Consider the following 25,956-nt stretch of genomic DNA (forward strand, 5'->3'; position numbering starts at 1 on the left):
ATGAACACCCTCGTACTCACCGCGCACGGCAGCCGCGACCCAAGGTCGGGCGCCAACGCCGAGGCCGTGGCCGACCGGCTGGCGCTGATGCGGCCCGACCTCGACGTGCGGCTGGCGTTTCTCGAGCTCAACACGCCGAAGTTCGTCGACGTGCTGGCCGGGTTGCCGGACGCCCGCCGCGTGGTGGTCGCCCCGTTGCTGCTGGCCAGCGCCTATCACGCGCGCCTGGACATCCCCAAGCAGATCGCCGACGCCGGCGCCCACGGCATCCGGCAGTCCGACGTGCTCGGTGAAGACGAGCGGTTGGTGTCGGTGCTGCGCGAACGTCTCGTCGAGGCCGGGGTCTCCCCGCGCGACGACGATCTCGGCGTCATGGTGGTGGCGATCGGATCGTCGAACCTCGCCGCGAACGCACGCACCGCGAAGGTGGCGACCAGGCTGGCCGCCAGCACCCAATGGGTAGGGGCCACAACGGCGTTCGCCACCCGGCCCGAGGCTTCGGTGGCCCGCGCCGCCGACCAGTTGCGCCGCCGCGGCGCGCGTCGGCTCGTGATCGCGCCGTGGTTCCTGGCGCCGGGTTTCATCACCGATGGGGTGTCAAAGTTCGCCCGCGACAACGGCATTCCGATGGCCGCCCCGCTGGGGGCACACCGGCTGGTGGCCGAGACCGTGCTGGACCGCTACGACGAGGCACTCGCCGAGGACGCCGCGGCCTAGCTTTTCGACGCCGCCGTGCTGAGGATGTGGCTGAGCAGGTCGCGGATCGCCCCGGGCGGCGGGGTCTTTCCGCCGACCCAGATGGCCCGAAACTTGCGGCGCAGGTCCAACTTCGGGATCTCGACCGCGTGTAACCGGCCGAACGCCAGGTCGTCGGCGACGGCCAGCCGGCTCATAGTCGCCGGGCCCGCCCCGGCGAGCACGGCGGCGCGCATCGCCGCCGCGGAGGTCAATTCCAGCACGGGCGCGGCCTGTTGCATGTCCTCTCCGAGCACCTTGCGCAACGCGGCCGTCAGCGAATCGCGGATGCCGGAATGGAGTTCGCGGGCCACCAGCGGCGTCTGCGCGACTTCGCGCGCGGTCACCACCCGCCCCCGTCGCGCCCACTTGTGGTCCGGCGGAACCACGATCACCAGCTCGTCTTCCCCCACCACGCAGCTACCCAAACCCTTTGGCGTGCCGGGGTTTTCGATGAACCCCAGGTCGGCGCTGCCGTCGCGGACCGCGGCGATGGCGTGGTCGCTGTTGGTGGCGGTCAGGATCACCTGAGGCGCGGTGTCGCCGCGCCGCGTCGCCTCGGCCTGCAGGGACAGCAGCCAGTGCGGCATGAGTTGTTCGGAGATCGTCTGACTGGCCGCCACCCGGATGCGTTCGCGGCCCTCCTTTCGCAGCGAGCCCAGGCCAGCATCGATCTCGCCCGCGACCTCGAGCAACCGGGTCGCCCAGTCCGCCACGATCAGGCCCGCGGGCGTCAGTTGCGAGCCGCGCGTCGTCCGGATGGCCAGGGTGACGCCGATCTGGGCCTCCATGGTGGCAAGCCGCCGGGATATCGCCTGCTGGGTCAGCCCGAGCTCGCGCGCGGCCCGGCCCAGGCTGCCGGTCTCGGCGATCGCCAAAAACGCCTCGAACGACGCGAGTTCGGGCAACCGGGGGCTGAGGGGCATGGGCGGCAGCTCACAATCAAATCGTGTGACACAACTATAGCTTGTGACACCACAACGCCAAACCTCTACTCACGTCCCGCACGAGCCGGAACGATGGACAGATGAGGCGTGCAGGCCGGTAGCCCGCGCGGGCGCCCTCGCGCTAAATTAGCCAGCCAGACCGCATTTTGACGGCCCGCAGCCGGCTGACCCCGATAGCCAGAAGGAAGGACAACACTCGTGGCCTACGTGATCGCCGAGCCCTGTGTCGACATCAAAGACAAGGCGTGCATCGAGGAATGCCCCGTCGACTGCATCTACGAGGGTGCCCGGATGCTCTACATCCATCCCGACGAGTGCGTCGACTGCGGTGCCTGCGAGCCGGTGTGCCCGGTCGAGTCCATCTTCTACGAGGACGATCTGCCGGACGAGCACAGCCAATACCTGCAGATCAACGCCGATTTCTTCACTGAGCTCGGCTCGCCCGGCGGCGCGTCGAAGGTCGGCCTGACCGAGAACGACCCCGCCCCGGTCAAGGAACTGGAGAGCCGAGCCGAGGCGTCATAGCCTCCGCGCGCCGCTAGTCCCATCCGGAGAGCCCGAACGTATCGCTGGGCCGTCGTCCGGCGAGCTTCTGAACCACCCACTGGTTCATCGAAACCTGCTGTTCTGCGGCTTCGATGGCCAGGCGGCTGTGCAGTTCGGCGGACGGTTCACGCCGGGTTGGTAGCGCATGCGCTAGCGGATCCGAGAGCCATCTACCCATTTCGTAAGGTGAGGCAATGCGGACAGCTCGAATCATCCACATCATCCGGCAAATTGGGTCAGCCGCGGTCACCGCCGTGACCGCGGCGTCCACCCTCAACGCCTACCGGCCGCTGGCGCGCGCCGGATTCCCCTCGCTGTACTCGTGGATGTTTGGGCTCGCAGTCACCGAATTACCGCTGCAAACGCTGCTGGCCCAGCTCGGTGGGCTGGCGCTGACCGGCCGTCGCCTGACCCGGCCCGTGCGGATAACCGCGTGGGTGGTCGCCGGCCTCTCGGCGCTGGGCCTGCTCAACCTCAGCCGCGCGGGCCATCGGGCCAATGTCCCCCTGGCCGAGGCGTTGGACAGCGGACTGGGTGGCGACCGGCTCACCGAATCGGCGAACCTGTGGCGCCGTCCGGCCGGCAGTGGCACCGCCAAGACCCCGGGGCTGCTGCGGATGCTGCGCATCTACCGTGATTACGCCCACGACTCCGACATCAGCTACGGCGAATACGGCAGCGCCAACCACCTGGATATCTGGCGGCGCCCCGACCTCGACCCGGCCGGCAAGGCGCCGGTGCTCTTCCAGATTCCCGGCGGCGCGTGGACGACGGGAAACAAACGCGGGCAAGCCCATCCGTTGATGAGCCACCTCGCCGAGCTCGGCTGGATCTGTGTGGCGATCAACTACCGGCACAGCCCGCGCAACACCTGGCCCGACCACATCGTCGACGTCAAGCGGGCGCTGGCCTGGGTCAAAGAGCACATCGCCGAATACGGCGGCGACCCCGACTTCGTCGTCATCACCGGCGGTTCGGCCGGCGGCCACCTGACGGCGCTGGCCGCGCTGACACAGAATGACCCGCAATTTCAGCCGGGATTCGAAGACGCCGACACCAGCGTCCAAGCGGCGGTGCCGTTCTACGGCATCTACGACTTCACCCGGTTCGACCAATCCCTGCACCCGATGATGCCGGGGCTGCTGATTAAGTCGATCATCAAACAAAAGCCCTCGACACACCTGAAGACGTTCGAGGCCGCATCACCGGTCAACCATGTCGGCCCCGACGCTCCCCCGTTCTTCGTCCTGCACGGCACCAACGACTCGCTGGCCTACGTCGAGCAAGCCCGCGCGTTCGCCGAGCAACTGCGGAAGGTCAGCACCCAGCCGGTGGTGTACGCCGAATTACCGCTCACCCAACACGCTTTCGACATCTTCGGCTCGGTCCGCGCAGCGCACACCGCGGTGGCCGTCGAGCAATTCCTCGCCGAGATCTACGCGGCGCACCTGCGGGCCGACGTCGTCGCGGCCCCCGGGGCGTCCTAAACGCTAGGACTTCGGGCGGACCCCGGCGGCGCGATACACGAACACCGGGTCCACCGGAAAACGCAACGTCGTCCTGGGTAGGGCCGCCAGCACCTCGCCGGGAATCTTCTTCTTGTAGTTGAGCCTCATCGAGCCGCTGAAAGCGGCGTCGACTCTGTGCAGGTCGATGTCGATGCCGAGGCCCTTGTCGGTGATGGTGACCCGGCCCGGCCCTTGATCGGTGTCCCAGGAGCAGTCGATGGAGCGTAGGTCGGCGTCGCCGCGCGCGGGAAAGGTAACGACGATCCGGGCGGCACTGAGCGCGAACCCCCCGGTATACCGCGAGACGCCGGAGGCCGAATACACCCCGGGCACATGGCCACTGAAGTGCCGGACCACCCCGACCCGGCCCGCGCTGAAGATGATTCCCTCGACTTCGAGTCCCTCGCGCAGCGCCCCGGGCAACTGGCCGACCTGGGACAGATTGCGAAGAAATCCGAACACGTCCGAACCGTAGCCCGACGTTTGACCGGCCCGCAGGCTTATTGCACCGTCACGGTCAGCGTGTAGGTGCACGCCGGCTTGGCGTCCTTGCCGACGAAGCTGGTGTAGGCCGTGCTGACGGTGGTGGTCCCCGGCTTCAGGGCGCTGAACGTCCACTCTTCTACGCCCGGTGCGCCCAGCGCGTCCGAGGTCGGCTGGACGAATTGGTGGCTGAGCTGCTTGATGACGGATGAATCGCCGATCTTGGTGTCGGGATTCCACCGATACGGAGTGGTGTAGTTCGAGCCCAACTCCACAACCAGGGTGTTGCCGACGGCGAGGGTGATGTTCTGAGTGATCTCGCTCTGCGTCAGCACATCGGCCATGGGGACGTGGAGCGATTTGGTCGACGGAGGGTTCCTGGAGGCGAAGTGGCAACCCACCACTGTCGACAACATCAGCACGGCGACTGTGACCAGCAGCCTGACCTTCACCAGATCCCCCTTCGATTCCGCTCCGGAGCCTATAGGTCTCGATCCAGACCGAAGATAGGCGACGACGACGCCTACCGTCGCGTCCGGCAGGATGGGCTGGTGTTTGGCCTCGAACTGATCGTCGCCCTGGTATCCACCGTCATCGTCGGGACGGTCATAGGCCGGCGCTATCGCGTCGGGCCTCCGGTGTTACTCATCTTCCTGGGCGTCCTGCTAGGGCTGATCCCCCATTTCGCGCACATCAAGGTCAACGGCGAGATCGTGCTGCTGCTCTTTCTTCCGGCGATCCTCTACTGGGAGGGCCTGAACACCAGCTTCCGTGAGATCCGGGCCAACGCACGCATCATCGTGTTCCTCAGCATCGTCCTGGTGATCGCCACCGCGGTCGCGGTGTCGTGGACGGCGCGGGCGCTGGGCATGAATCCGCACGCCGCCGGCGTTTTGGGCGCGGTGCTTTCGCCCACCGACGCGGCCGCGGTGGCCGGTCTCGCGAAGAAGCTGCCACGCCGGTCGCTGACCGTGCTGAAGGCGGAGAGTCTCATCAACGACGGCACCGCCCTGGTGCTGTTCGCCGTCAGCGTCAACGTCGCGATCGGTGGGTCGTCGATCACACCGCCCGAGGTGACCGTTCGGTTCATCGTCTCCTACGTCGGCGGAATCGCCGCCGGTCTGCTCGTCGGCGGAGCGGTGACCCTCCTGCGCAAGCGAATCGACGCCCCCCAGGAGGAAGGGGCATTGAGCCTGGCAACCCCGTTCGCGGCCTTCCTGCTGGCCCAATCGCTGGACTGCAGCGGAGTCGTCGCGGTGATGGTGTCGGCGCTGGTCCTTGCCTACGCCAGCCCGCTGGTGATCCGGGCCCGTTCCCGGCTGCAGTCCTTCGCCTTCTGGGACATCGCGACATTCCTGCTCAACGGCTCGCTGTGGGTGTTCGTCGGCATCCAGATCCCGGGCGCGCTGCGCGGCATCGTGGGCGTCGACGGCGGCATTCGGCACGCCCTGTTCGTCGCGCTCGTCGTGACCGGTGTGGTGATCGTGTCCCGCATCTTCTGGGGCGAAATCACCACGCTGCTGATCCGGCTCATCGACCGCCGCCAGGTACAACGCGAACGTCGCGTCAGCTGGCGCCAGCGCTTCGTTACCGTCTGGGCGGGATTCCGCGGGGCCGTGTCGCTAGCGGCGGCGTTGGCCGTGCCGATGACAACGCTGAGCGGCGCACCCTTCCCCGACCGCAGCCTGCTGATCTTCATCGTGACCGTCGTCATCCTGGTGACCGTCCTGGTCCAGGGCAGCACGCTGCCCGCCGTGGTTCGCTGGGCGAACATGCCCGAAGATCCGACCCACGCCAAGGAACTACATCTGGCTCGTTGTCGGGGGGCTCGAGCCGCCCTGGCCGCGCTGCCCACGGTCGCCGACGAAGTCGGCATCGGCGACGACCTGCGGCGGCGGTTGCAAAAGGAGTACGAGGAAAAGGCCGCGCTGGTGCTGGCCACCGAGGACGGTTCGCCAAACACCCGCATACTCAAGGGCCGCGAGAAGGTGCGGCGGGTACGTCTGGGCGTGCTCGAACACAAGCGCCGGGAAATCACTTCGCTGCGCAACCAGAACCTCATCGACGACATCGTGCTGCGCGAATTGCAGAACGAGATGGATCTCGAGGAAGTGCAGCTGCTCGCCGCCGCTGCAGACGACGACGAGGACGAGGAATAGGGCCCGTCGGTGGCCGACCGTACAGTCGGCCCCATGCTGCACACCGTCGCGATCCGCGGGTATCGCTCGCTGCGCGAGGTGATCCTGCCCCTGGGTCGTCTGTCGGTGATCACCGGCGCCAACGGCGCCGGCAAGTCCTCGCTGTATCGTGCGCTGCGCCTGCTGGCCGACTGCGGCCGCGGCGAGGTGATCGGGTCGCTGGCCCGCGAGGGTGGGCTGCAATCGGTGCTATGGGCCGGTCCCGAGCAGCCGGCCGGCGCGCGACGCACCGGGAAGACCGAGGGCACGGCACGCACGCGCCCGGTGTCACTCGAATTAGGCTTCGCCGCAGACGATTTCGGTTATCTGGTGGATCTGGGCATCCCGCAGTCGGCCGGCAAGTCGGTGTTCGCCCGCGACCCGGAGATCAAGCGGGAGGTGTTGTTCGCCGGCCCGGTGCTGCGGCCGAGTTCGACGCTGGTGCGCCGGTCCCGTGGCTTTGCCGAGGCCAGCGCGGACTCCGGCAGCGGCTTCGACGAGCTGTCCCGATCCCTGCCGTCCTACCACAGCGTGCTCGCCGAATACGCGCACCCGCATGCGCTTCCCGAACTGGCGGCCGTGCGAGAACGGTTGCGCGGCTGGCGGTTCTACGACGGCTTCCGGGTCGACGCGGGAGCACCCGCGCGGCATCCACAGGTGGGCACCCGCACCCCCGTGCTCGCCGACGACGGCAGCGACCTGGCGGCCGCGATCCAGACGATTCTCGAGTCGGGGTTCGACGACCTGAACCGCGCTGTCGCCGAGGCGTTCGATGGTGCCACGGTCTCGGTGGCCATTCACGACGGCTTGTTCGACCTCCAACTGCGGCAGCGCGGCATGCTGCGCGCGTTGAGCGCCGCCGAATTATCCGACGGCACACTACGTTTCCTGCTGTGGGCCGCCGCACTGCTGAGCCCACAACCGCCCTCGCTGATGGTGCTCAACGAGCCGGAGACCTCACTGCACCCCGACCTGGTGGCCCCGCTGGCATCGCTGATCCGCACCACCGCCGCTCAGACACAGGTCGTGGTGGTCACCCACTCCCGCTCGCTACTGGAATTCCTGGACACGACGCCGGTGGCCGATATGGAGGACGCCACCGATGGACAGGGCATCGAGATCGAGCTCTACAAGGACTGGGGCGAAACACGGATCAGCGGCCAGACTTTGGTGACGACGCCCCGGTGGGATTGGGGCACGCGCTAGCCGCGGTTCGACACTCAGCGCAAACTTGCCCGCAAGGCAATATTGCCCACTAGGCAAGTTTAGCGTACGTTGGTCGCTATGCCCGGACTCCGTGAGCGCAAGAAGGCCGACACCCGGCGCGCGCTCAGCGATGCCGCGTTGCGGCTGGCTTTCGAGCGCGGCCTGGAAAACGTGACGCGCGAAGATGTCGCGAACATGGCGGGCGTCTCGCTGCGCACGTTCAACAACTACTTCAGCGGCAAATACGAGGCGCTCGCCTACCGGCAAGCCGAACGCGTACGGCGCAGCGTTGTCGTGCTGCGACAGCGCCCCGCCGACGAACCGCTGTGGACGGCGCTCACCCATGCGGTGCTCGAACCGTTGGAGGCCGACTTCGGTGACGTGCACGGCGAAGAGAACCGCGCTCCCAGCCGCCAAGAGCTTGTCGAGGTCCGCAAACTCGTCATGCACCCGCAGGTACGAAACTCGGTGCCGCACGACCTGTTCGACGAATTACTCCACGTGATCGCCGAACGTACGGGGACCGATCCCGAACGCGACCTCTATCCACGATTGGTGATGTCCGTCGTGCGCGCTGTCGGCGATGCCGCGGCCGACGCCTACGTGCGGGCCGACCCGCCGGTGGCCATCACCGCACTGATCCGCGAGGGCTTCGCCGCCGTCAGCGCGGGGCTACCCGAACCTCGTAGAAAGAAGACACGCCATGACTGACGAACACGCCGACGTCGTCATCGCCGGCGCCGGCCCCAACGGGCTGCTGCTGGCCTGCGAGCTCGCGCTGGCCGGTGTCCGGCCTGTCGTGTTGGACGCCCTGCCCGGTCCCAGCCCCGAGCCGAAGGCCAACGGCCTTGTCGGACAAGTCGTTCGAATGCTCGACATGCGCGGCCTGTATCAGGCCTTCACCGGTGACGACGCGCCACCGCGACCCAACCCCGGGTGGATTTTCGCGGCCATGGGACTGAACTTCTCTGAGGTGCCCGACAACCCGATGTATGCGCTGCCTATGCAGCAGCCACGACTGGTACGGCTGCTGGAAAAACAAGCCCGCGACCTAGGGGTGGATCTGCGCTGGGGCCACGAACTCGTCGATATCGAGCAGGACACGGAATCCGTTGCGCTGACGGTCTCGTCGCCCGAGCGCGATTACGCCCTCACCGCCGACTATGCCGTCGGCGCCGACGGCGGGCGCAGCCTGGTCCGCAAAACGCTCGGCGTCGACTTTCCCGGCTTCACCTCGCCGATGGTCGCCCGATTGGCTCACGTCCATATCCCCGACGAGCTGCGCCGACCCCACAGCTGCATCGAGATTCCGGGGTTCGGCGTGCTGCCCTTCGGGCACAACCGGTTTGACCGGGGCGGGATCATCTACGCCGAATTCGAGCCGGGCCGCTCGCTACTCGGGACCCTCGAGTTCGGCCCACCGGTCCCCGACATACCCATGAACCTGACCGAGCTGCGCGAGAGCGCACACCGTGTGCTGGGCGTGGACATCCCGTTCGAGGAGCCGAAAGACGCAGGGCCGCATGCCCTTCGGCGGATCAACGGGCAGAATACCCGGCAGGTTGAGCGCTACCGCGATGGCCGGGTACTGCTGCTCGGGGATGCCGCGCACGTGCACAGTCCGCTGGGCGGTCCGGGTTTGAACCTGGGCCTGCAAGACACGATGAACCTGGGCTGGAAGCTGGCCGCCGAGATCAACGGCACGGCGCGGGCCGGATTGCTCGACACCTATCAGTCCGAGCGCTACCCGGTGGGCCGGCGCGTCATGATGCACTCGCTGGCCCAGATCGCGCTCATGGCGCCGGGCCCAGAAGTCGGCGCGCTGCGAACGCTGATGGGCGAGCTCTTCACCTTCCCCGACGCGCAACAGCACATGGCGGCGCTCCTCGCCGGCGCCGATGTCCGGTATGACGTGGGCGACGGCCATCCGCTGTCGGGTCAACTGGTGCCCGATTTGACGTTCGACGACGGCCGACGGGTCGCCGAACTGCTGCACGAGGCCCGCCCGATTCTGCTCGACCTCGGCGGAGGAGTCGCGGACGCGGCGCTTGGCTGGGCCGATCGTGTCGACGCCGTCAGCGCGAGCATGGCTGACCGCCCCGCCGCGGGGATGCTGATCCGGCCGGACGGCTATGTCGCCTGGGCGGCCGACGAATTCGGGCCTGCCGACGAAGCCGCCCTTGGCGCGGCGCTGCGGCGCTGGTTCGGGCCGCCGACCGGCGGATAGCGGCGCCCGGACGCGAAGTTCACAGAGAGTTCAGGCACGCGTCGGTTCAGCATTGATGAGTGCACACGCGCGCCGCGTGTCCTCACGTTATGCGTGTTGTACAGGTCGCCAATTTCTATGGCCCTCGCTCCGGCGGCCTTCGCACCGCGATCGACCGGCTGGGTGCGGAATATTGCGCCAGCGGGCACGAGGTCTTCTTGATCGTTCCCGGCCAGCGCGCCGAGCGCGCGCAGTTGTACACCGGCGTGACTCGAATTACCCTGCCCGCCCGCCTGATTCCCTTCACTGGCGGCTACCGCGCGGTGATGCCGGGCCCGGTCAAGGCGCTCTTGGCAGCGCTGCGCCCCGACGCGCTCGAGGTTTCGGACCGCCTCACCCTGCGGTCGCTGGGCCGTTGGGGCCGCGACTACGGTGCCACTACGGTGATGATCTCCCATGAGCGCCTGGATCGCCTTGTCGGACAAATCCTTCCGCGTCGGGCCGCGCGGAAGTTCGCCGACGTGGCCAACGCGCGCACCGCCGCGAACTACGACACCGTGGTGTGCACCACCGGTTTCGCACGCGAAGAATTCGACCGGATCGGCGCCGATAACACCGTCACGGTCCCGCTCGGCGTGGACCTGCAGACGTTTCATCCGCGCCACCACTCCTATCTGGTGCGCGAGCAATGGGCCGCGCCGACGCAGATGCTGCTGGTGCACTGCGGGCGGCTGTCGGTGGAAAAGCGCGTCGACCGCAGCATCGACGCCCTGGGCGCGCTGTGCCATGCCGGGGTCGACGCGCGCCTGGTCGTCGTGGGCGAGGGCCCGTTGCGGTCCAGGCTGGAGAGGCAGGCCGCGCGGCTACCGATCGACTTCACCGGTTTCGTCTCCGATCGCAACGCCGTGGCGCAGCTGCTGGCGTCGGCCGACGTGACGCTGGCGCCGGGGCCGCACGAGACATTCGGGCTGGCCGCGCTGGAGTCGCTGGCGTGCGGAACGCCGGCCGTCGTCTCGCGCACATCGGCGCTGACCGAGATCGTCACCCCCGACAGCGGCGCCTCCGCCGACAACGATCCGGCTGCCATCGCAAGAGCGGTCAGCGCCATCGTCAGCCGCCCCGAACGGCAACGCCGCATTTCGGCGCGGCGCCGCGCCGAAGACTTCACCTGGCACCGCGCCGCAACCGGCATGCTGGCCTCGTTGGGCGCGTCGGTCTTCGACGACCCGGGCGACGATTCCGAACAGACCGCCTAGGTCTCCGGGCCCTACGCGGCTTCGGTTGACCGGGCGGCAGTTTGCTCGCTGCGCTGGCTAAGCTCGCTGGAGACCGATAAGGAGGATCCGGTGGGAGCTCGCAATCAGGTCCTGATCGCCGCCACCGAGTTGGCGGACATAATCTCCGCTGGTGACCCGGTGACCATCCTGGACGTGCGGTGGAGAATCGACGCACCCGACGGGCGAACGGCCTACCTGGACGGGCACATTCCGGGCGCCGTCTACGTCTCACTTGACGATGACCTCAGCGACCACACGGTTCCTGGCAAGGGCCGCCATCCGCTGCCGTCGGGGCGCAGCCTTGAGACGGCCGCGCGTCGCTGGGGAATCCGGCAGGACGCGTTGGTGGTGGTGTACGACGACTGGAATCGCGCCGGTTCCGCACGAGCGTGGTGGGTGCTGACCACCGCCGGACTGGACAACGTCCGCATCCTGGACGGCGGGTTGGCGGCGTGGCGCTCGGCCGGGCAACGGCTCGAGAGTGGGCCCGTCGATCCAACGCCCGGGAATGTGACTGTGCCGCACCATGACCTGTATGCGGGAAGCCGCCCCACGCTGACGGCCGAGCGTGTCGCGGAAGACACCGTGACGCTGCTCGATGCCCGCGCACCGGAACGCTACCGCGGCGACGTCGAACCCCTCGACCCCGTCGCCGGCCACATTCCCGGCGCGAAGAATCTCCCCAGCACCTCGGTCCTGGCGGCGGACGGCACCTTCCTCGATGACGACTCACTCGCACAACTGTTGTCCGATCGCGCAATCGAGCGTCACGACGCGGTGGGCGCCTACTGCGGCTCTGGCGTCACCGCTGCGGTCACGATCGCCGCGCTCGCCGCGGCGGGCCGGGAGGCGGCGTTGTATCCGGGGTCATGGTCGGAGTGGAGTTCGGTTCCCGACCATCCGGTGGAACGCGGCGGCGCCTCGTAGCCATTCGTTGCCGGGTGACCGACCATAGGACAGTTCTCAAAAGCGCTAGCACATGCGCTAGCGGATCTGCGAAACCCCTCATGTTCGGAGAGCCCCTACAAGCGCGAGAGACCTTGCGGCCCAAAGAACGCGGATCTTTGTTAGCCTGTCATCGATAGCGCCTAGGGTTCCGACGTCAAGTGCCTGGTCCGAGCGGCGCCACCGCATCCCCCGACGGGACGCGGTCATCTGAACGGACAAAAGCCTGGAGGACCCCGGCCGGTGCGCCTCGCGCCGGCCAGAAGGTCCTTTCATGCTGGCTCTTTTCGTCCTCTTCGTCATCGCGTTGGCCGCCGGCGCGCTCGGCGGCCTGGTGGGCACCGGATCGTCCCTGGTGCTGCTGCCCGCGCTGGTCATGATGTACGGGCCCCGAATTGCGGTGCCCGTCATGGGGATTGCGGCGGTCATGGCCAATGTCGCTCGTGTTGCCGCCTGGTGGCGGCAGATTCGCTGGCGTCCGGTGCTCGCCTACGCGCTGCCCGGAACTCCCGCGGCCGTGCTCGGCGCCAACACCCTGCTGAGCATCCCGCAAGCCGTGGTCGACGGGCTGCTCGGCGTGTTTTTTCTCGCGATGATCCCGGTGCGCAGGCTCGCCCACGCCCGGCAATGGCGGGTACGACTCTGGCACCTCGCCATCGCGGGCGTCGTCGTCGGCTTCCTCACCGGCTTGGTGCTGTCGACGGGGCCGCTGAGCGTTCCAATCTTCACCGGCTACGGGCTCACCGGCGGCGCCTTCCTCGGGTCCGAGGCCGCCAGCGCGCTGGTGCTCTACGTCGGCAAGATCAGCACCTTCGGGCAGTTGGGTGCGCTGAACGTCGCCGTCGTGGCTCGCGGGATGGTCATCGGCGCCGCCTTGATGATCGGCCCCTTCGTGACGCGTTCGATCGTGCGCCGGGCCCACCCGCGCCACTACGCGATTCTGATCGACCTGGTGCTCGTCGTCGCCGCAACCGGCATGTTCATCGCGACGGCCACTTCCTGAATCACGTTGGCGCTAGAATCTGCCCGGCATGAATCCGCCTGGGAAGACGACGTTATGACCGGCCGACTCGACGGCAAGGTCGCGATCATCACTGGGGCCAGCACCGGCCTGGGACCGGTGCTGGGCTCGCTATTCGTCCGTGAAGGCGCCAAGGTCTTGCTGGCCGCACGGCGTGACGAGTTGGTCCGCGCGGCCGCCGAGGCGGCGGGTCCCGGCGCCATCGCCATGCGCGCCGACGTGACCGACGAGAACGACGTCGCGGCCATGGTGGCGCGGGCCGTCGACGAGTTCGGCCAGGTCGACATCCTGTGCAACAACGCCGCCGCGCCCGGGCAGGACCGCTGGATCTGGGAGCAGACGCTGGACAACTGGAACGCCACCATCGCCATCGACGTCACCGCCGCGATGCTGTGCACCCGTGAAGTGCTCAACCAGTCGATGCTGCGGCGCCGCCACGGCGTCATCCTGAACTTCTCCTCCACCGTCAGCTACACCGGTATGGTCCGCAAAACGCACTACGTCACCGCGAAGGCGTCACTGCGGGCGTTCACCAAGGCCGTCGCGCTCGAGGTCGGCCCGCACGGCATCCGGTGCAATTGCATTGTGCCTGGAGCCATCGACACCGAGCTGTGGCGGAAATGGGTGCAACGCACCGCGGACGAGCAGGGTGTCGACGTCGAAACCGTTCGCAAGAAGCAACTCAAAGGCGTTGCTTTGCAAGACATCTCCTCGACAGAGGACATCGCCAACCTGGCGTTGTTCCTCGCCAGCGACGAAAGCCGTACCATCACGGGGCAATCGATTCCCGTCGATGCCGGAGGGTACATGCAGGGATGAGCGGACACGCCAAACTGTCGGTGGCCACCCCGGTGGTGACGATGTTTCCCGGTAGCAGCGGTGAGTGGGAGAAGACCGCCACCATCGAGGATCTGGCCCAGATCGCCGAGGCCGCAGACCGGCTCGGCTACCACCATCTGACCTGCAGCGAGCACATCGCGCTGCCCGCGGCCGAGCGGGGCCGCCGCGGCACCCGCTATTGGGATCCGCTGGCCACTTTCGCATATCTGGCCGCCCGCACACAACGAATTCGGTTGGCCACCAACGTGCTGGTGCTCGCCTATCACCATCCGCTCGAAATCGCCAAGCGCTACGGCACTCTGGACCAGATCAGCGGCGGGAGGCTGATTCTGGGGGTCGGCGTCGGCAGCCTCAAGGAAGAATTCGATCTCATCGGCGCACCCTTCGACGACCGCGGCCCGCGTGGCGACGACGCGCTACGGGCGCTGCGCGCGTCGCTGTCGGTCGACGAACCCGCCTACCATGGCGAGTTCTATTCGTTCGACGGCCTGGTCGTCGATCCCTGCGCGGCCCAGGAGCACGTGCCCATCTGGATCGGCGGGCGGACGCTGCGATCCCTGCGCCGCGCCGCGACGCTGGCCGACGGCTGGGCCCCCTTCAATGTGAGCCTGCAGCAGGCCCGGGATTGGCTGGGCCGCTTCGAGCTTCGTTCCGGATTCGACGTCGTCCTGCCCGCCCCCGCATTTTTGGACCCCATCGGCGAGCCGGAACGAACCCGCAATCTGCTGGGCGAGACCTCCGCGCACGGCGCGACCATCGTCAGCGCCGCATTCCGCCACACCTCGCTGCAGCATTACCTGGAGAACCTTCAGGCGCTCGCCGAGCTCTATCCCCCCGCCGGCGGTCCCGCGTGATCCGGGTCAGGGCAGGCATTTTCAGCCTCACGGCCGCACCGCCCGAGGACGACGACGGCAGTTATCTGCGCTGGCACCTGATGGATCACATGCCGGAGCAATACCAGCTGCCTGGCATCGTGCAGGGGTTGCGCTGGATCGCCGACGGCGATTACCCCGACCACCGTCTGGTCGCCGATGGCCCGCTGGCCGAAGTCGGCAACGTGGTGCACTACCTGGTCGGCGATCCCGTCGAGAAGACCTTCGACGACTTCGTCACCCTCGGCCGAGCGTTGCGCGACAGCGGTCGCTTCCCCGTCTGGCGACCGTCGCTGCAAGTGGCCGGCCTGCGCCTGCTGCACTGGCAATCCTCGCCGCACGCCCTTGTTTCCCCCGAGGTGGTGCCGTTTCGGCCGCACCGCGGCATCGTGCTGATCGTCGAAGAGCCCACCGACGGCCGGCCGGATGACTGGCTGCAAATGTTGCCTGCCGAGCATTACCCGGCCCTGCTCTCGACGCCGGGCACGGCCGGCGTGTGGACGTTCGGGTCCAGCGCCGGGTGGAGCCAACTACCGGACGGCTGGCGAACCGATCACCAGTACATCACGGTCGTCTACCTCGACGAGGATCCTCTGACGACCATCGGGGCGCTCGCCCCCATCATCGAAGAGCGTTGGCATTCAAGCGCGGTGCGGCCGGTGTTCGCCGGCCCGTTGCGCAGCATGATCAGTTGGGAAGCCTGGCCGTAGACCACAACCGCCGCCTACGAGGCGCAGCAGGTGCACTCCGATTGGTCGTCAGGTCCGAACGTCTCGGAATCGGCCTTCACCGTGTAGATTTCCCAACGTTCACCGCCCGGACCGCTGACCCAGACTTTGTCCTGGGTGGCGAAGCAACACGTCGTGTCGATCTCGTCGTCGGTCAGCAGACCCGCCCCGGCGAGCCGTTGGCTTTCGTTGTGCACGGTGTCGCTGGAGCCAACCTCGACGCCGAGGTGGTTCAGGGTCCCGCCGTGGCCGGGGTTCTCCAGCAATACCAATTTCAGCGGCGGCTCGTCGACAGCGAAGTTGGCGTAGCCGGGCTTGACCTTGGCCGGTTCGACGCCGAAAAGCTTGGCGTAGAACGTGATTGCCTCGTCGATGTTGTCGACGTTGAGGGCGAGTTGAACACGCGACATGGTTACCCTCCTTTGCTGCCGGTTTCCTGCATCGTCTTCGTAGTCCCGAGCAGTTCCTCGATGAGTGCCCGGACATGCCCGGCGATGTCCTCGCGAATTGCCCGCACCGTCTCCACGGGCTGACCAACGGGATCGCGCAGCGGCCAATCTCGGTACGAGACGCCCGGGAAATACGGGCAGGTATCGCCGCAGCCCATCGTGATCACGACGTCACTGCTCTGCACCGCGTCGGCGGTGAGAACTTTCGGGACGTCGGTGATGTCGATCCCCCACTCGGCCATCACCGCCACCGCGGCCGGATTGATCTGATCGGCGGGCTCCGTTCCGGCCGAGCGGACTTCGATGTGGTCGCCGGCAAGATGGTTCAGCAATGCAGCGGCCATCTGCGAGCGACCGGCGTTGTGCACGCAGACGAACAGCACACTGGGTCTCCCGGCGCCGGCCGAGCCGGCGTCACCAAAGAGCCGCGGCCGCAACGCCAGCGAGACGTAGACCAGCGCGACCAGAACCGGGACTTCGATAAGCGGTCCCACCACACCGGCCAACGCCTGGCCGGACGCCGCGCCGTAGGTGGCGATCGCCACCGCGATCGCGAGTTCAAAGTTGTTGCCGGCGGCGGTGAACGCCAAGGTGGTGGTGCGGGCGTATCCGAGTCGCAGGACAATTCCCAACCCGTATCCCCCGGCCCACATGATCGCGAAATACACCAGCAGCGGCAGCGCGATCCGTGCCACATCCCAAGGCCGGGAGGTGATCTGATGACCTTGCAGCGCGAAGAGGATGACGATGGTGAACAGCAACCCGTATAGGGCCCACGGCCCGATCCGGGGCAGGAAGCGACTCTCGTACCAGTCGCGGCCTCTGGCGCGTTCACCGAGGCGCCGCGACAAGTATCCGGCAAGCAGCGGGATGCCCAGGAAGATGAGCACGGATTTCGCGATCTGCCAGGCCGATACGTCGATGCCGGTCGTGCTCAACCCCAGCCAACCGGGCAGCACCGCCAGGTAGAACCAGCCCAGGGCGGCGAACATGACGACCTGGAAGATCGAATTCAGCGCGACCAGTACGGCGGCGGCTTCGCGGTCCCCGCACGCGAGGTCGTTCCAGATGATGACCATGGCGATGCAGCGTGCCAAACCCACGATGATCAGCCCGGTGCGGTATTCCGGCAGATCCGGCAGCATCAGCCAGGCCAGCGCGAACATCACCGCGGGTCCGACCAGCCAGTTCAGCACCACCGACGCCACCATGAGCTTGCGGTCGCCGGTGACGCTGTCGAGCTGGTCGTAGCGCACTTTGGCCAGCACCGGGTACATCATCACCAGCAGGCCGATCGCGATGGGCAACGAGATGCCGTCGACCTCAACGGCGCTGACCGCCCGCCCCACGCCGGGCACCAACCGGCCGAGCAGCAGCCCCGCGACCATGGCGATCGCGATCCATCCCGGCAGGAACCGATCCAACGTTGAAAGCCGGGCGCCCACCGCCGTGTCGATCGAGTTCATGATCCACATTCCGCGGTCAGGCGGTCATTGACGCTCAACACCGACGAAAGTTGTTGCAATGCAGCAGGAACCACCCAGTAGTACACCCACGTGCCACGCCGTTCGCAGTCCAACAGCCCCGCCGAGCGCAGAGTCTTCAGATGGTGGGAGATCGTCGGCTGCGACACGTCGAATGTCTGGGAGATCTCGCACACGCAGGCCTGGCCGCCGGGGTGGCTGGCGACCAGGCTCAGCAGTCGCAACCGCACCGGATCGCTGAGCGCCTTGAACATCGTCGCCAGCTCAGCGGCTTGCGGCTCGGCCAACGCGGCCGCCCCCAACGCCGGGCAACACTCCGTTAACGACTGATTCGACATCCATCTATATAAGCACTTATCGAATCAACTCGCCAGCGGTGGAGTTTTTCGCGTGCTCCGGCTTTAGTCAGGCGTGGGAAACGAACGGGACCTATAGTCCTCGTGACGACCTAGCTCAAGGGGGTGCCATGACCAATACCGGCAATCGCCGCAGCCAGCGGTGGGTCGTTCGCGCGGGCGCCGCACTCGGCCTGGTTGCGTTGGCGGCCGGCCTGCCTGCCTGTTCCAGCAAGGGGGATCGCCCGGCCGCCGCCCCGAGTTCGGGCCCGCCGTTGGCAAGCACGACCGTCATGATCGATGGGAACAAGCACACGATGATCGCCGCGGTGGACTGCACCCGCTCGGCGGCGCAGCCGAGCGCGTCTCCCCCGGAATCGGGTGACCTCACCACCCGGATCAGCGTGCACGACGATTCCGCATCGGTGTCCCTGGCCGTCTCCGACGAGCAGCCGCCCAACATCGACGGCTTCGCCATCTCGCTCAAGCTGGACAGCGGCCTGTACCAATTGCCTTATCAGGGAACCAAATCACCGAATCAGGTCCAAGCCACCAAGGACGGCAAGAGCTACACGGTCACCGGGACCGGCCAGGCGACCACGCCCGGCCAAAGTGGCTTGCGGGATGTGACTTTCGGCGTCCACGTGACGTGCCCGTAAGCGCGTATTGTCTGCCGCGACCACCTCTGCGATGCTGACAGCTTGGACATCTTCGAGCAGTGGCAAGCCGGCGGCACCGAGCTTCGTTGGCGCTCGACAACCGCCGCCAACGACGGGCAAGAGGTCGCGGTGTTCAGTCGCCGGTGCGGCACTCCCGGCGCACCCGCATTGGTGTTGGTGCATGGCTTTCCCACCAGCAGCATCGACTATTTCGCCTTGACGAATGAACTGAGCGCGGAGTTCGACATCTACCTGCTGGACTTTCCCGGCTACGGACTCTCCGACAAACCACCCGAGCCCTACGTGTACTCGCTCTACGACGACGCGCGCCTGCTCGTCCACGCGATCACTCAGGTGTGGGGGCTCACCCAATACCGCATGCTCACCCACGACCGCGGCAGCAGCGTCGGCATGATCGCGGTGGGCATGCTGGCCGCGCAGGACCCGCCGGCCGCACCCGTCGACCTGATTGTGACCAACGCCAACATCTACCTTCCGCTTTCCAACCTCACCGCCTTTCAGACCGCGCTGCTCGACCCCGCGACCGCGCGGGCCACCGCGGTGGCCACGACGCCGGAGATGCTGGCCGCCGGCATGGGCGCGAGCACGTTCATGCCGCGACGCACTCTGGAAGATCCGGAGATCGCCGCGCTGGCCAGAAGCTTCGCCCACAACGACGGCGTCCGCGTGCTGCCCGACACCATCCAATACCTACACGAGCGGGCGGCCGACGAAACCGGTTGGCTGGAAGCCCTTTCCACCAGCCACGTCAACACGACGGTGGTATGGGGCGTCCACGACAACGTGGCACCGTTGCGAGTCCCCAACCACGTCTGGCAGACGTATCTGAAGAACAAACCGGGCCGCAACCGCTACTGGGTGGTGCCCGGAGCCGACCACTATCTGCAGTGCGACGCGCCCGGGCAACTAGCCCAGATCGTGCGCCTCACCGCCCAGGGCGACGATATTCCGTTGCAGACGTTGGGAAATCAGCCCGACGGTGCGGTCTTGGTGGACAAGAGCGACGCCTAGTCTTCTCGGCCGACTGTGCGGCTGGCCGCACGTTCGAGCTCGACTGTGCGGCGGGCCGCACAGTCGAGCGAAACCCGCCGCCCCCCGGCTTCAGGCGGTGACGACGGGCAGGCGCGCCCAGCCGCGCACGCTCGCGGTGTGCGCCCGTTGGGCGTTCGCATAGTCGACTTCCCAGTCGGGCCAGCGCTTCAAGACCTCTTCGAAGGCCACCCGCGCCTCGAGCCGCGCCAGCGCCGAGCCCAGGCAGAAATGCAGACCCTGCCCGAAGCTGAGATGGCTTCCCCGGCGGTGGATGTCGTAGCGATCCGCGTCCGGGAAGTGGCTTTCGTCCCGATTGGCCGAGGCGTTCAGCAGCAGCATGAATGCCCCCTCGGGCACCTTGCGGCCATAGTGCTCGGCCTCGCGCGCGACGTAGCGGGCCTGCACCGGTGACGGCGGCTCGTACCGCAGCGTCTCCTCGATCGCGCCGGGGATCAGCGACGGGTCCGCGACGAGTTCGCGGCGTTGGTCCGGGTGATCCGACAACAGTTGGCCCATGAAACCGATTAAGCGAGCCGTGGTTTCGTTGCCGGCCCCGGCGATCATCGCGGTGTAGGCCAACACCTCGGTCCGCGTCAGCGGGCGCCGCGTCCCGTCCGGCTCGTCGATCTCGGCCCGCAACAGCTCGGTCATGAGGTCATCGGAGGGATGACTGGCCCGCCATTCGATGTACTCGGCGAACAGGGCGATGGAATTCGCGAAGACGTTCGCATCGACCGCGGCCGGGTCGCTGTCCCTGGACAATTCGATGTTGGCGACGCTGCGGTCCCGGATCTTTTCTTGATCGGCCTCGGGAATACCCAACAAGTATCCGATGGTCCTCATCGGCATCATCGCGCCCAGGTCCGCGATGAAATCGAAGCCGCTCCCGCCGACCAGCGGGTCGAGCTCGCGGACACAGAACCCACGCACCAGGTCCTCGACCGCCAGCATCCGCCGGGGCGTGAAGACGCGGGACAGCAGTTTGCGATGCAGATCATGCAATGGTGGATCCTCGAACAGCAGAATGCCCGGGGGCACTTCGATGTTCGCGAACAGAATGTCCGCGGTGGTGCCCTTGCCGGAGCGGTAAGTCTCCCAGTTCGGCAGTTCGCGCACCACGTCGTCGTATCGGCTCAGAGCGAAGAAGTTGTACTTCTCGTTGTAATACAACGGCGCTTCTTCGCGCATCCGCTTCCACACCGGATATGGATTCGAGTCGATCTCGACATCGAATGGGTCGTAATACAACTCAACGGCGCTGGGGGTTGTCATAGTCGGATCCCTAACTCAGTCGTTGCGGTGCAAGAAGCCATGCAAGAGGGCTTGAACGAGTTCCTCAACGATCACCTCCCGGGGCGGTGGATTGTTCCCGAAGTAGGTCGAACGCAGTGCGGCCATGCCCGCGATCATCGAGACTGTCGAGTGGGCCGGCAGGTCCGGGTGGTCAGAACGCAACCCCCGCAATTGCATGCCCTCGACGCTGATTTGGCCCAGCACCGTGACCGCCCTGCGGATCTCGGCGATGCCGGCGTCCACCTTCTCCTCGTCGCTCAGATTTTCGGCGGCCATCAACGTCAACAGCAGGCCCTGGTGTTCGACGAACACGTCGTAGAGTTGCGACACGAAAAGCCGGGCCAGCTCCTGCTCGTCGGTCTCCTCGGGAATCACCGACTGCCAGGTCCGGCCGAATTCGTCGACGAAGCTCACGAAGGGCACGACGAGCGCCTCGCGGAACAGCGCGGCCTTCGAACCGAAGTTGCGGAAGAGCAGATGTTCGGTGACCCCGGCGGCCTGGGCGATTTCACGCGTCGTGGTGCTGCGATAGTCCTGCCCGGCGAAGAGCTCCCGGGCAGCGTCGAGCAGAAGCCGGCGCGGCTCGCCACGGGGCCGACGCGCCACCGTCGTCGGCGTCGGCTGCTTAATTGCTCGCTGGGGCACCGATCTCCACTCCTCCGAACGGCCTTGGGGCGACCACCTTGGGGATAGTATCCGCTATCCCCATAGGATAGTATCCACTACCTTAAAGGCGAAACCATCGGAAGGGTGGCACCGTGGGCGCTGTCATCATGCTCGGCACGCTGTTCGGCCTGATCGTCCTGATATTCGGGCTGGTACTCCGCTTCGATCCCGAGGCGCGGCGCGCGCCGAGCGACGCGGACCGCCAGTGAACACCCAAATGACGCCCGTGATGGCCGGCGCTCAGTACTTCTCCTACGCCGCGAGCATCGCCTTCCTGATCGCGGGGATCTACCTGAGCTACCGGCGCCGCCGCATTCACCCACTTTTGCTTCTCGCCATTTCGGCGATCTCGTTCTCCTGGATCGAGTCACCCTACGACTGGGCGATGTACGCACAGTTTCCGCCCGGGCTGCCTCGGATGCCGTCCTGGTGGCCGCTGAACGTGACATGGGGCGGGTTGCCGTTAGCGGTACCGATCGGCTACGTCTCCTACTTCATCATTCCCGCTGTGACCGGGGCCGCCCTCGGGCGCTGGCTGAGCGCAAAGTTCAACTGGCGCAGACCGATTACCCTGCTCGTGGTCGGCCTCGTCGTCGGTATCTGCTGGGCATTGTTCTTCAACGCCTACACCGGGGCCCAGCTCGGCAACTTCTATTACGGCTACGTGATTCCCGGCCTCGCGATCTTCGAGGGCACCAAGCACCAGTACCCGCTGTACGACTCGCTGGCCATGGGCATCCAGATGATGCTGTTCACGTATCTGCTCGGACGCACCGATGCCGAAGGGCGAAACGTCATCGAGATGTGGGCGGACAAGAGGTCGAAGAGCCGCGGCCAGTCTGCCGTGCTCTCCATCGTGGCCGTCATCGTCGTCGGACACCTCGTGTACGGCGCCGTCTTTGCGCCGCACCTGATTACGAAGTTGGGCGGCTACGTCACCGCAGGACCGACGGAGCAGCTGTATCCCGGCGTCCCCAACCAACCCAGATAAGGCAGCGATCACATGGGCTACGAGAGTACCGCCGAGCCGATCAAGATCGGCTACCTGATGGACCTCCTACTGCCGGAGGGCTTTCCGCAAACATACTTCGAGGACCTGACGCAACCCTTCGATCTGGTCTTCAAGAAGGCGTCGAGCAAGGGTTGATCGATCGCCCACGCTGCTGCGCGCGCTCACCGACGCCCACCCGTTGGGCCCGCGCGCCGTGAAGGAGGCGCTCGAACGCGTCAAGATGATGCCGGCCGCATCAGGCGCCCCGGGAACCCGGGTGTCGTTCGGCAACTGGTCTCACCGCGCCTGGATGGGTGCGGGCTACCTGGTGGCGCGGCGACTGGATGCCGACGGGGTCAACTCGCACCTCGTCGATCGGGTCGGCGAGGAGTAGCGGTCAGCCGAGAGCCTCGGGCAGCACCACTTCGCCGACGCGCTTGAGGTACGGCCAGGCGATGTCGGGCGGCAGCCCGCCGCACAGCGGTGACAGATTCAGCACCTGGCCGGCTTTCACCCGCGAAATCGCTTCCGGCACCGAGATAATCACGTGTGACGTCCCCGTCTCACGCAGCTCGTCGATGGTGTTGACGTGGCTGAAGCCCGCCGTCGTCTCGTCCCCGGGATTCCACGCGGCGTAGGTGCGCACGTCGTGCAGCAGATGCTCGCCGATCTCTTTCCACGCTTGATCCACGTCCTCGGCGACGAACACGACCGAGGGCGTGTTGCGGTCGGGGAACATCGTCGGCCCGGGCGTATGCCCGTGCTCGCGGCACGCGTCCTCGTAGGCCTCCTGCATGCCCGGCGCGTTGGCGTTACCCAGCATGCCCAGGCCGTACCGGCCGGCCCGTCGGGCCGCGGCGACCGTTCCCCCACCCCACATCAGTCCCGGTCCGCCGGGAGTCAGCGGGCGGGGCGTCACGCTGATCCGCCGTCCGTCTTCGACGACGGTTTCCCCGGCAAGCAGTCGCCGCAACAGCGCAAGTTTCTCGTCGCAGAGGCGACCGCGCCTCTTGATCGGCAAGCCGAAGTGCTCGAACTCCTCGGGCCGATAGCCCAGGGCCAGGATGTAGGAGGCCCGCCCGTTGCTGATGATGTCGAGCACCGCCATGTCCTCGGCGAGCCGCACGGTTTCATAGAACGGCAGGATGAGGATCAGGCTCAGCGCCAGCCGCTGCGTCCGCGCGGCCACCGCCGAGGCCAGCAAGAACGGGGACGGCAGGTAACCGTCCTCGGAGCCGTGGTGTTCGCACAAGACGGCGGCCAGACCACCGTGTTCCTCGGCCCACGCGGACATTTCGGGCGCCGCGGCGTACAGATCGGCTGGGGGCGCGGCCCATTCGGGATCGCGCATGTCGAAGCGTAGTGTGTACACGGCGAACTCCTAGCTGCCCTAATCTTTGCGACGTACGTTACACGTTCAGTCGAAGGCGTAAAGCGGCAACGTGGTCGGGAGATCCAGCGAGCTCAGCAGGCCCGGGGGCGCGTCGACGACATACGGGATCGCGTTGACGACGCGCATCGCCGTGGACGCCATCGCGGCTCGCCCCGCCCCGTGACCCGCACTCTCGCCCAGTGTCATCTCGCAGTGGATGTCGGGATCTCCTTCGATGTCGACTCGATAGGTGGCGTCGCAGTCCGAGGTGGGCCAATCGGGCGCGACGTCGCGGGCCATCCGGATGACATGCTCGATCACGATGGCCTCGCGGCCGTTGACCACCCCCGCCGCCCGGGTCCGCACGGCGCCGCAGGTGCCTGCTTTGACGGTGCCGAAAGCCACCTCGATGTCGCGGTCCGTCAGCTCCCGGTCGAGCGAACCGCGCATTTCCTGCACCTCGACACCGAGCCCCTCCGCCATGAGGTAGATCGGTGCTTTCCAAGCCATTTCGATGAACCCGGGCGTCTTCAGCATCGGCTCGAAATCCAGCGGCCGGCCAAAGCCCATCCCGTCCATCATCACGTCGGCCACCGGGTAGTGATCGTTGAGCGCTACCTCGCTGGCCGTGATCCGGCGGATGCTCTTGGACTGGGTCGTCATGAGCAGCGCCAGCTGATCGGAAGCGAAGCCGGGGAAGATGCCCGATGCGTAGAACGACGCGCCGCCGGCGGTGGCCGCCGCGTCCAGCTCGTCGCGCCAGTTGGGCGCGAAATAGGACGGCGGGTACACCAGGCTCGTCGACGACGTCGACACCACGTTGATGCCCGCCGCTAGCAGGCGCACGTAGTCGGGCACGGCCGCACCATCGCGGTCGGGGCCGCTGGCGGCGTAGACCACGCAATCGGGCTTGAGTCCGATCAGCGCCTCGGCGTCGTCGGTGGCAGTGACGCCCACCGGCTCCCCACCGGCAAGCTCGCCGGCGTCCTTGCCGACCTTGTCGGGTGAATGTACCCACACGCCAACGAGTTCCAGGTCCGGCCGTCGCCGGAGGGCATCGATCGCATTCGAGCCGACTCCCCCGGTCGACCATACGACGACACGCATAGGCACTCTCCTCACTGGTCGTGGGCAAAGGCGGCCGCGGCACGCTCGAGATAGGGCCACGCCACGTCCGGTGCGACGCCGCCGCACAGCGGGTGCAATGGCAGCAGCTGCCCACCGCGCACGCAATCGACCGCCTCCCCGGGGGTGAAGATGCGGTACGGGCCGCCACCCTCCCGCAGCTCCGCCACGCTGTCCGCGCGGGTGATGCTGGCTACCGACTCGTCGTGCGGCCGGTAGGACGCCGCCGTTTTCGCGTCGTGCAGCAGGTGTGGCCCCAGCTGATCCCAGGCCTCGTCGACGTCGTCCGCCACGAAAACCGCTGTCGGAGCGCCTGGTTGGGGAAACTGGATGATTCCGGGTTGGTGCCCGTGCGCGCGGCATTGCTCCTCGTAGTACTCCTTCAAGCCGGGCGACGCGGTCTGCGAGATGAACCCCAGCCCGTGGCGGCCGGCCCGCCGCGCCGCGGCCTTGCTGCCGCCGGCAATCAGCACCATCGGCCCGTTGGGCGAGCCGCACGGCGGGGTGACGCGGACCGTGCGCCCGCGATACTCGACGGGCTCACCGCGCACCAGCGGCCCAAGGACGTCGAGCATCTCGTCGGCCGCGCGACCGCGCGTGCTCATGTCGATACCGAAGTGCTCGTATTCCTCGCGTCGATGCCCCACCCCGAACGCGTAGGACACCCGTCCGCGGCTTATCAGGTCCAGCACGCTGATCTCCTCGGCGAGCCGGACGGGATCCCACAACGGAATCGGCACCGCGGCCAGCAGGATCGCCAACGTGCGCGTCCTGGCCGCTATCGCCGACGCCAAGGTGAGCGGTACCGGCAGATGACCGTCGTCGGCACCGTGGTGCTCGGAGAGCACCGCCAGCACGGCGCCCCGCGTTTCAGCCCAGTCGCACATGTCGATGGCCGCGGCGTACAGATCGGTGGCGGCTGCGCCCCCGCCAGGGGCGCGCATGTCGAACCTGAGCGTGAACATCAGCAGCCGCGGGCGTGAAGTGTCGCTCGGAGGCAGGCAAAACGCCGGTCTACCCTCACACCCCGCAGATTAA

28 protein-coding genes and 2 pseudogenes are annotated in these 25,956 nt (G+C 67.0%); 18 read left to right on the forward strand and 12 right to left on the reverse strand.

The genetic code is table 11. The features are described 5' to 3' along the window. On the forward strand, positions 1 to 717 hold the full coding sequence (locus ACZYVJ_RS04830) for a sirohydrochlorin chelatase (protein ID WP_463829989.1): 717 nt from the start codon (positions 1 to 3) through the stop codon (positions 715 to 717). On the opposite strand, the gene ACZYVJ_RS04835 is transcribed toward ACZYVJ_RS04830, so the two are convergent. Continuing rightward, positions 714 to 1,661, reverse strand: a complete 948-nt coding sequence (locus tag ACZYVJ_RS04835; protein WP_463829990.1) for a LysR family transcriptional regulator — start codon at positions 1,659 to 1,661, stop codon at positions 714 to 716. The genes ACZYVJ_RS04830 and ACZYVJ_RS04835 overlap by 4 nt on opposite strands. Before the next feature lie 219 nt (positions 1,662 to 1,880). Between ACZYVJ_RS04835 and fdxA the strand changes: the two genes are divergently transcribed. Continuing rightward, positions 1,881 to 2,207, forward strand: coding sequence for a ferredoxin (fdxA, locus tag ACZYVJ_RS04840; RefSeq protein ID WP_463829991.1), 327 nt, complete (start codon positions 1,881 to 1,883; stop codon positions 2,205 to 2,207). A gap of 13 nt (positions 2,208 to 2,220) precedes the next feature. On the opposite strand, the pseudogene ACZYVJ_RS04845 reads toward fdxA, so the two are convergent. Then, a pseudogene (locus tag ACZYVJ_RS04845) lies at positions 2,221 to 2,424 on the reverse strand (toxin-antitoxin system HicB family antitoxin); the annotation flags it as partial. On the opposite strand from ACZYVJ_RS04845, the gene ACZYVJ_RS04850 reads away from it, so the two are divergent. Next, entirely contained in the window at positions 2,423 to 3,715 is a 1,293-nt protein-coding gene (locus ACZYVJ_RS04850) for an alpha/beta hydrolase fold domain-containing protein (RefSeq protein ID WP_463829992.1), read from the forward strand. The pseudogene ACZYVJ_RS04845 and the gene ACZYVJ_RS04850 sit on opposite strands and share 2 nt — an antisense overlap. A gap of 3 nt (positions 3,716 to 3,718) precedes the next feature. Here the strand turns inward: ACZYVJ_RS04850 and ACZYVJ_RS04855 are convergent, their stop codons facing one another. Together ACZYVJ_RS04855 and ACZYVJ_RS04860 are read right to left on the reverse strand one after the other, a co-directional pair. Further along, a complete protein-coding gene (locus ACZYVJ_RS04855; RefSeq protein ID WP_463829993.1) occupies positions 3,719 to 4,198 on the reverse strand; it encodes a hypothetical protein in 480 nt (159 codons plus the stop codon). 38 nt (positions 4,199 to 4,236) lie between these two features. Then, on the reverse strand, positions 4,237 to 4,671 hold the full coding sequence (locus tag ACZYVJ_RS04860) for a protease inhibitor I42 family protein (RefSeq protein ID WP_463829994.1): 435 nt from the start codon (positions 4,669 to 4,671) through the stop codon (positions 4,237 to 4,239). Positions 4,672 to 4,770: 99 nt separating this feature from the next. On the opposite strand from ACZYVJ_RS04860, the gene ACZYVJ_RS04865 reads away from it, so the two are divergent. From ACZYVJ_RS04865 to ACZYVJ_RS04910, 10 genes are all read left to right on the forward strand, one after another. Beyond that, positions 4,771 to 6,378, forward strand: a complete 1,608-nt coding sequence (locus tag ACZYVJ_RS04865) for a Na+/H+ antiporter (RefSeq protein ID WP_463829995.1) — start codon at positions 4,771 to 4,773, stop codon at positions 6,376 to 6,378. 33 nt (positions 6,379 to 6,411) lie between these two features. Then, entirely contained in the window at positions 6,412 to 7,602 is a 1,191-nt protein-coding gene (locus tag ACZYVJ_RS04870; RefSeq protein ID WP_463829996.1) for an AAA family ATPase, read from the forward strand. A gap of 78 nt (positions 7,603 to 7,680) precedes the next feature. After that, positions 7,681 to 8,313 (forward strand): TetR/AcrR family transcriptional regulator, encoded by a 633-nt coding sequence (locus ACZYVJ_RS04875; protein ID WP_463829997.1) that lies wholly within the window; start codon positions 7,681 to 7,683, stop codon positions 8,311 to 8,313. Then, complete coding sequence (locus ACZYVJ_RS04880; protein WP_463829998.1) at positions 8,306 to 9,829, forward strand: FAD-dependent monooxygenase; 1,524 nt, start codon at positions 8,306 to 8,308, stop codon at positions 9,827 to 9,829. The genes ACZYVJ_RS04875 and ACZYVJ_RS04880 overlap by 8 nt, the downstream gene beginning before the upstream one ends. An 89-nt stretch (positions 9,830 to 9,918) precedes the next feature. Then, complete coding sequence (locus ACZYVJ_RS04885) at positions 9,919 to 11,064, forward strand: glycosyltransferase (RefSeq protein ID WP_463829999.1); 1,146 nt, start codon at positions 9,919 to 9,921, stop codon at positions 11,062 to 11,064. A 90-nt stretch (positions 11,065 to 11,154) separates the two neighbouring features. Continuing rightward, complete coding sequence (locus tag ACZYVJ_RS04890; RefSeq protein WP_463830000.1) at positions 11,155 to 12,012, forward strand: sulfurtransferase; 858 nt, start codon at positions 11,155 to 11,157, stop codon at positions 12,010 to 12,012. A 292-nt stretch (positions 12,013 to 12,304) separates the two neighbouring features. Further along, positions 12,305 to 13,033: a TSUP family transporter gene (locus ACZYVJ_RS04895; RefSeq protein ID WP_463830001.1), complete on the forward strand. Its 729-nt coding sequence runs from the start codon at positions 12,305 to 12,307 to the stop codon at positions 13,031 to 13,033. A gap of 54 nt (positions 13,034 to 13,087) precedes the next feature. Further along, positions 13,088 to 13,870 (forward strand): SDR family NAD(P)-dependent oxidoreductase, encoded by a 783-nt coding sequence (locus ACZYVJ_RS04900; protein ID WP_463830002.1) that lies wholly within the window; start codon positions 13,088 to 13,090, stop codon positions 13,868 to 13,870. Continuing rightward, positions 13,867 to 14,745: a TIGR03619 family F420-dependent LLM class oxidoreductase gene (locus tag ACZYVJ_RS04905; protein ID WP_463830003.1), complete on the forward strand. Its 879-nt coding sequence runs from the start codon at positions 13,867 to 13,869 to the stop codon at positions 14,743 to 14,745. The genes ACZYVJ_RS04900 and ACZYVJ_RS04905 overlap by 4 nt, the downstream gene beginning before the upstream one ends. Further along, positions 14,745 to 15,473: a hypothetical protein gene (locus ACZYVJ_RS04910; protein ID WP_463832841.1), complete on the forward strand. Its 729-nt coding sequence runs from the start codon at positions 14,745 to 14,747 to the stop codon at positions 15,471 to 15,473. Before ACZYVJ_RS04905 ends, ACZYVJ_RS04910 begins: the two co-directional genes overlap by 1 nt. Positions 15,474 to 15,487: 14 nt before the next feature. On the opposite strand, the gene ACZYVJ_RS04915 is transcribed toward ACZYVJ_RS04910, so the two are convergent. From ACZYVJ_RS04915 to ACZYVJ_RS04925, 3 genes are read right to left on the reverse strand one after another with little or no spacing between them, the layout of a single operon-like run. Further along, positions 15,488 to 15,901, reverse strand: coding sequence for an ArsI/CadI family heavy metal resistance metalloenzyme (locus ACZYVJ_RS04915; protein ID WP_463830004.1), 414 nt, complete (start codon positions 15,899 to 15,901; stop codon positions 15,488 to 15,490). 2 nt (positions 15,902 to 15,903) lie between these two features. Next, entirely contained in the window at positions 15,904 to 17,406 is a 1,503-nt protein-coding gene (arsB, locus tag ACZYVJ_RS04920; protein ID WP_463830005.1) for an ACR3 family arsenite efflux transporter, read from the reverse strand. Continuing rightward, a complete protein-coding gene (locus ACZYVJ_RS04925; protein ID WP_463830006.1) occupies positions 17,403 to 17,762 on the reverse strand; it encodes an ArsR/SmtB family transcription factor in 360 nt (119 codons plus the stop codon). Before ACZYVJ_RS04925 ends, arsB begins: the two co-directional genes overlap by 4 nt. A 128-nt stretch (positions 17,763 to 17,890) precedes the next feature. On the opposite strand from ACZYVJ_RS04925, the gene ACZYVJ_RS04930 reads away from it, so the two are divergent. Then, positions 17,891 to 18,418, forward strand: a complete 528-nt coding sequence (locus ACZYVJ_RS04930) for a lipoprotein LpqH (RefSeq protein WP_463830007.1) — start codon at positions 17,891 to 17,893, stop codon at positions 18,416 to 18,418. A 42-nt stretch (positions 18,419 to 18,460) separates the two neighbouring features. Continuing rightward, positions 18,461 to 19,450 (forward strand): alpha/beta fold hydrolase, encoded by a 990-nt coding sequence (locus ACZYVJ_RS04935; RefSeq protein ID WP_463830008.1) that lies wholly within the window; start codon positions 18,461 to 18,463, stop codon positions 19,448 to 19,450. 90 nt (positions 19,451 to 19,540) lie between these two features. Here the strand turns inward: ACZYVJ_RS04935 and ACZYVJ_RS04940 are convergent, their stop codons facing one another. Both ACZYVJ_RS04940 and ACZYVJ_RS04945 read right to left on the reverse strand, forming a co-directional pair. Further along, positions 19,541 to 20,743 carry a cytochrome P450 gene (locus ACZYVJ_RS04940; protein ID WP_463830009.1) on the reverse strand — a complete coding sequence of 401 codons (1,203 nt, stop codon included), beginning with the start codon at positions 20,741 to 20,743 and terminating at the stop codon, positions 19,541 to 19,543. A gap of 15 nt (positions 20,744 to 20,758) precedes the next feature. Continuing rightward, positions 20,759 to 21,409: a TetR/AcrR family transcriptional regulator gene (locus tag ACZYVJ_RS04945; protein ID WP_463830010.1), complete on the reverse strand. Its 651-nt coding sequence runs from the start codon at positions 21,407 to 21,409 to the stop codon at positions 20,759 to 20,761. Positions 21,410 to 21,635: 226 nt separating this feature from the next. On the opposite strand from ACZYVJ_RS04945, the gene ACZYVJ_RS04950 reads away from it, so the two are divergent. From ACZYVJ_RS04950 to ACZYVJ_RS04960, 3 genes and pseudogenes are all read left to right on the forward strand, one after another. Then, positions 21,636 to 22,421: a spirocyclase AveC family protein gene (locus ACZYVJ_RS04950; RefSeq protein ID WP_463830011.1), complete on the forward strand. Its 786-nt coding sequence runs from the start codon at positions 21,636 to 21,638 to the stop codon at positions 22,419 to 22,421. Positions 22,422 to 22,433: 12 nt separating this feature from the next. Then, positions 22,434 to 22,577, forward strand: a complete 144-nt coding sequence (locus ACZYVJ_RS04955; protein ID WP_463830012.1) for a hypothetical protein — start codon at positions 22,434 to 22,436, stop codon at positions 22,575 to 22,577. Continuing rightward, a pseudogene (locus tag ACZYVJ_RS04960) lies at positions 22,576 to 22,815 on the forward strand (ABC transporter substrate-binding protein); the annotation flags it as partial. The gene ACZYVJ_RS04955 and the pseudogene ACZYVJ_RS04960, both read left to right, overlap by 2 nt. Before the next feature lie 3 nt (positions 22,816 to 22,818). On the opposite strand, the gene ACZYVJ_RS04965 reads toward ACZYVJ_RS04960, so the two are convergent. The 3 genes from ACZYVJ_RS04965 to ACZYVJ_RS04975 are packed head-to-tail and all read right to left on the reverse strand — an operon-like array spanning position 22,819 to position 25,862. Further along, complete coding sequence (locus ACZYVJ_RS04965) at positions 22,819 to 23,793, reverse strand: LLM class flavin-dependent oxidoreductase (RefSeq protein WP_463830013.1); 975 nt, start codon at positions 23,791 to 23,793, stop codon at positions 22,819 to 22,821. 45 nt (positions 23,794 to 23,838) lie between these two features. Then, the gene (locus tag ACZYVJ_RS04970) at positions 23,839 to 24,900 is read right to left on the reverse strand and encodes an NAD(P)H-dependent amine dehydrogenase family protein (RefSeq protein ID WP_463830014.1); all 1,062 of its coding nucleotides are present in this window, start codon (positions 24,898 to 24,900) and stop codon (positions 23,839 to 23,841) included. An 11-nt stretch (positions 24,901 to 24,911) separates the two neighbouring features. Continuing rightward, on the reverse strand, positions 24,912 to 25,862 hold the full coding sequence (locus ACZYVJ_RS04975; RefSeq protein WP_463830015.1) for an LLM class flavin-dependent oxidoreductase: 951 nt from the start codon (positions 25,860 to 25,862) through the stop codon (positions 24,912 to 24,914). Between the last annotated feature and the right edge of the window lie 94 nt (positions 25,863 to 25,956).

Source organism: Mycobacterium sp. IDUB_3 (genome assembly GCF_055419585.1).

Coding starts and splice junctions, on each gene's coding strand:
- ACZYVJ_RS04875 (WP_463829997.1), top strand. CDS start 7,681: ATGCCCGGACTCCGTGAGCGCAAGAAGGCCGACACCCGGCGCGCGCTC.
- ACZYVJ_RS04850 (WP_463829992.1), top strand. CDS start 2,423: ATGCGGACAGCTCGAATCATCCACATCATCCGGCAAATTGGGTCAGCC.
- ACZYVJ_RS04940 (WP_463830009.1), bottom strand. CDS start 20,743: ATGACAACCCCCAGCGCCGTTGAGTTGTATTACGACCCATTCGATGTC.
- ACZYVJ_RS04880 (WP_463829998.1), top strand. CDS start 8,306: ATGACTGACGAACACGCCGACGTCGTCATCGCCGGCGCCGGCCCCAAC.
- ACZYVJ_RS04830 (WP_463829989.1), top strand. CDS start 1: ATGAACACCCTCGTACTCACCGCGCACGGCAGCCGCGACCCAAGGTCG.
- ACZYVJ_RS04975 (WP_463830015.1), bottom strand. CDS start 25,862: ATGCGCGCCCCTGGCGGGGGCGCAGCCGCCACCGATCTGTACGCCGCG.
- ACZYVJ_RS04955 (WP_463830012.1), top strand. CDS start 22,434: ATGGGCTACGAGAGTACCGCCGAGCCGATCAAGATCGGCTACCTGATG.
- ACZYVJ_RS04900 (WP_463830002.1), top strand. CDS start 13,088: ATGACCGGCCGACTCGACGGCAAGGTCGCGATCATCACTGGGGCCAGC.
- arsB (WP_463830005.1), bottom strand. CDS start 17,406: ATGAACTCGATCGACACGGCGGTGGGCGCCCGGCTTTCAACGTTGGAT.
- ACZYVJ_RS04835 (WP_463829990.1), bottom strand. CDS start 1,661: ATGCCCCTCAGCCCCCGGTTGCCCGAACTCGCGTCGTTCGAGGCGTTT.
- ACZYVJ_RS04895 (WP_463830001.1), top strand. CDS start 12,305: ATGCTGGCTCTTTTCGTCCTCTTCGTCATCGCGTTGGCCGCCGGCGCG.
- ACZYVJ_RS04970 (WP_463830014.1), bottom strand. CDS start 24,900: ATGCGTGTCGTCGTATGGTCGACCGGGGGAGTCGGCTCGAATGCGATC.
- ACZYVJ_RS04925 (WP_463830006.1), bottom strand. CDS start 17,762: ATGTCGAATCAGTCGTTAACGGAGTGTTGCCCGGCGTTGGGGGCGGCC.
- ACZYVJ_RS04905 (WP_463830003.1), top strand. CDS start 13,867: ATGAGCGGACACGCCAAACTGTCGGTGGCCACCCCGGTGGTGACGATG.
- ACZYVJ_RS04915 (WP_463830004.1), bottom strand. CDS start 15,901: ATGTCGCGTGTTCAACTCGCCCTCAACGTCGACAACATCGACGAGGCA.
- ACZYVJ_RS04870 (WP_463829996.1), top strand. CDS start 6,412: ATGCTGCACACCGTCGCGATCCGCGGGTATCGCTCGCTGCGCGAGGTG.
- ACZYVJ_RS04885 (WP_463829999.1), top strand. CDS start 9,919: ATGCGTGTTGTACAGGTCGCCAATTTCTATGGCCCTCGCTCCGGCGGC.
- ACZYVJ_RS04930 (WP_463830007.1), top strand. CDS start 17,891: ATGACCAATACCGGCAATCGCCGCAGCCAGCGGTGGGTCGTTCGCGCG.